Annotated in this window: 2 protein-coding genes; one reads left to right on the top strand and one right to left on the bottom strand. The window is 58.9% G+C overall.

Going from position 1 to position 2,993, the window contains the following annotated elements:
- Nucleotides 1-402 precede the first annotated feature (402 nt).
- Nucleotides 403-831: an ester cyclase gene (locus BKG60_RS03895; RefSeq protein ID WP_070947250.1), complete on the bottom strand. Its 429-nt coding sequence runs from the start codon at nt 829-831 to the stop codon at nt 403-405.
- Nucleotides 832-1,724: 893 nt separating this feature from the next.
- On the opposite strand from BKG60_RS03895, the gene BKG60_RS03900 reads away from it, so the two are divergent.
- Nucleotides 1,725-2,561, top strand: a complete 837-nt coding sequence (locus BKG60_RS03900; protein WP_083339452.1) for a TIGR03084 family metal-binding protein — start codon at nt 1,725-1,727, stop codon at nt 2,559-2,561.
- The last annotated feature ends 432 nt before the right edge of the window (nt 2,562-2,993 follow it).

Raw genomic sequence — 2,993 nt, forward strand, 5'->3', positions numbered from 1 at the left:
CCTCATGCACCGCCTGGACCGCATCCCACCGATCGAATACGAGGCCGTCTACTACGCTACAAACACAGCCCAATCCGAGGCTGCACACCAGTAACCACGTGTGCATCAAACCCGGGGCGATTCACTCACAGACACTGCCCCGGGACGGTCCCGAGCCGATCTCGCCGAACCCCTCGACCACAACGTAATTCCTGATAATCGAGTGAGGCTGCCCTACGACCTGGTTCGAACCCTGACAGACGGGACCGATCTCACACTTCGGGTAAACAAGCAAACAACTGGCCGCAACTCAGGCTCATGCTGAGTGTCCGATTAAATCGAAGAGCCACCCTACCTGGGAAGCCAATCTCCCTGGTACACAGGGTATCTCGTGGTTCCATCGCAATGGGTGGCACTAGCTCGCTAGATGCCGGCCGGAATAACACCAAGCTGCCGCAGCACACGGGCGCTGTCCTCTTCGCCCCATTCCTTGGTGACCTTCCCATCGGTTACTTCCACAATCGAGATGCCGGTCCAGTGGAGCGCACCCCCAGTACCGGGAATGCCCATAATCTCGCCCTTGTGCGTGCCTCCCCCTTCCCAGCTGAAAACTGCAGTGTTGCCTTGGGTGGCAACGTGTACGAACTTGATGTAAATATCCTCGAGACTGGCACGGGTCTGGCGAAGCAGGGCACAATATGCTTCTACGCCCTCGATCGGTGCTGGCATCAATGAGTACTTCACGGAGAACTCGGGCGCCGCAAGGGCCTCAAGAGTCGCATAGCCGCCACTGTTTGACCAGGCCGCCTCGACGAACCGGCGGGCCAATTCTGTGGTCTTGTCTTCCGACATAGGATTCTCCTTTGCACTGTGCAGGTTTATCTAGATGGAATCAAACACTTTGGAGGTCGAAGTGTGAAACGCACTGCCCATCAGAATGCTTGGCGTGGTCAGCCGTTCGACCAGTCATCCAAATCGTGCATGTTTTTCCGCGAGGCACCACCGAGGTTTTTTGTTCCGATGAATCGATCGGGTCCTCATGCGGATGCCGGTGGAATGTTGGCATGTCGACCGCGGACGGTGAAAATACGACCGGGGTCACGTCGCGCATCCGCCATCCCTCGCTAATCGTCAAGCGCCACAGCCAGGCTGGTACCTCTACCACGCAGATACTAACCGCTTGTACGGTCAGGTTCAAGGTTTCTCGCATTTCCTCCAATGGGGGGAACCGGCCAAACAGCAGCACTGGGTTACGACAGGACAACCCGACCGCGAGGTTCATCGACTCCCAAAGGAGCCCGAGCGCATACTGCGGAGGTTCCGCGCATCGCTGCCGACGATGGTCAGCCATGTCGCCGTTTCTGCCTTCTCCGAGAACTGTTCTCCGGCAGAAAGGTCGGGCTGGAAGTTCGCACTCGCAGCGTCAAGGTGTGGGCCACAGCGTGAGTATTGCCGCGAGCATTTACAGCCAAACAGGTCGGGCGTCGCTCCAATCAAGAGCGACCTGATCGGCGTCTACGACTTCGAGTTGAGCGCGATTTGACGCGTAGCGCCAATAGGAAGCTGGCGATAGAAGAGATCATGTAGCCTGAGTGACTGACCGTTCGTACAGTCATGATCGCATGCTCGACATCCGGACCAAACGTTCTGGTACCCGTCGCGACCCACCGGGAGCCCATCAGACAGGGCGGGCCCGACCGTCGCGTCACCATCAATACACCCGGCTGACCATAAGAGGCCCGCGAATGCAGACCGAAATCCCATCCCCCTCGACCATACCGACTGAAGTCCGTACTATCGCCCAGATAGTTGCGGACGATCTGCTGCTTGAAGGCGCAGAAGTCGACGCCATCGTGTGCAGCCTCACCGACGAACAGTGGTCGACGCCAACGCCGGCGGTCCCGTGGACTATCGCACATCAAATCGCACACCTTGCTTGGACTGATCAAGCATCGCTCATGGCGCTCAAGGGGCAGGGGGCTTTCGCCCCACTCGCCGAAGCTGCACTGCGGGATCCAGTACATGCAGTTGATGATGCCGCCTACGAATGGGCCCGTATACCTCGCACCGAGTTGCTCGCTACCTGGCGGTTGGGGCGAGTTAGATTGCATGATGTCCTAAGCAGGGTCCCGGCAGGTCAACAGATTCCATGGTTCGGTCCTTCGATGAGTGCCGCATCGATGGCCACTGCACGCTTGATGGAGACGTGGGCACACGGGACCGATATAGCTGACGCGCTGTCATTGCGATTACCTATCACCGACAGGATCAAGCACATCGCTCACATGGGCGTGCGCACGCGAAACTACGCATACGCCCTGCACTCCCTCACGCCGCCAGAGGACGAGTTTCGGATCGAACTCACCACCGCAACCGGCGCAGATTGGACATGGGGACCGCCAGGCGCTGCCCAACGAGTTTGCGGAACGGCGTGGGACTTCTGCATGTTGGTCACCCAGCGGCGACACCGCGATGACCTCTCGCTCGTGGCGGTCGGCGAAGACGCTGAACGTTGGCTGGCCATAGCACAGGTGTTTGCTGGCCCGCCCGGCCACGGTCGAGCCTCACGAGACTTACCTTGAGCGGAGGAATTAGCGGCGGGACTGGAGATCCGATATTTATGTTCTAGGAGGTTGCGAACTAGCGGCCGTCGGTGACAGGTGTTTTCGAGGACCACGGTCAACAACCATGGTCGAGATGCCGAATACTGTCATGGCGGAAGCCCGGACGTCGGCCACAACCGATCATGGCGTCTCACCATGTCGCCGGGCCCACCCATAGGCTCTGGCGGCCGCACGCTAGACCTACCAATGCTGTACGGCTACGCCGTGTAGTCGAACTGACCGCCTGTCTACGTATAGACGAGCCCCAGTTGCAACTGGCAACTGGTTGAATCGCCCCGAATTTGATGCACACGTGGTTACTGGTGTGCAGCCTCGGATTGGGCTGTGTTTGTAGCGTAGTAGACGGCCTCGTATTCGATCGGTGGGATGCGGCCCAGGCGGTGCATGAGC

The organism is Mycobacterium syngnathidarum, assembly GCF_001942625.1.
In the GTDB taxonomy this organism is placed as follows: domain Bacteria; phylum Actinomycetota; class Actinomycetes; order Mycobacteriales; family Mycobacteriaceae; genus Mycobacterium; species Mycobacterium syngnathidarum.

Bases quoted from the DNA above. Each gene is read 5' to 3' on its own strand.
- BKG60_RS03895 (WP_070947250.1), bottom strand. From the start codon at position 831: ATGTCGGAAGACAAGACCACAGAATTGGCCCGCCGGTTCGTCGAGGCG.
- BKG60_RS03900 (WP_083339452.1), top strand. From the start codon at position 1,725: ATGCAGACCGAAATCCCATCCCCCTCGACCATACCGACTGAAGTCCGT.